Source organism: Dolichospermum planctonicum (genome assembly GCF_005402965.1).
In the GTDB taxonomy this organism is placed as follows: Bacteria; Cyanobacteriota; Cyanobacteriia; order Cyanobacteriales; family Nostocaceae; genus Dolichospermum; species Dolichospermum planctonicum.
On record NZ_BJCF01000129.1, the window covers coordinates 1 to 689 of the forward strand.

Below are 689 nucleotides of genomic sequence, written 5' to 3' on the forward strand. Positions count from 1 at the left end.
CTATTGCGGCTCTTGCTAACGTCGAAAACCTGACTTTAACAGGAACAGCAGCCATAAACGGTACTGGTAACGCAGCTAATAACGTTATTACTGGTAACGGCGCTAATAACAGCCTTGATGGTGGTGCGGGTAACGATACCCTTGACGGTGGTGCTGGTACAGATACCCTAATTGGTGGTACAGGTGATGATATCTACATTGTTGATAGCACCACTGATACCATTACCGAAAGTGCCAACGAGGGTACAGATACCATTCAATCTAGTGTTACTTACACTATTGCGGCACTTGCTAACGTTGAAAACCTGACTTTAACAGGAACAACAGCCATTAACGGTACAGGTAACGCAGCTAATAACGTCATTACTGGTAACGGTGCTAATAACAGCCTTGATGGTGGTGCGGGTAACGATACTCTCAATGGTGGTGCTGGTACAGATACCTTAATTGGTGGTACAGGTGATGATATCTACATTGTAGATAGCACCACTGACACCATTACTGAACTTACCAGCGGTGGTACAGATACCATTCAATCTAGTGTTACTTACACTATTGCGGAACTTGCTAACGTGGAAAACCTGACATTAACAGGAACAGCAGCAGTTAACGGCACAGGGAACGCAGCTAATAACGTCATTACTGGTAACGATGCTAATAACACCCTTGATGGTGGTGCGGGTACAGAT

General features: G+C 44.8%; 1 protein-coding gene. It reads left to right on the forward strand.

What is annotated here, in order from left to right; translation table 11 throughout:
- Positions 1–689, forward strand: a 689-nt coding sequence (locus FFO06_RS20730) for a calcium-binding protein (protein ID WP_137909705.1), incomplete at both ends; no start/stop codon positions are given.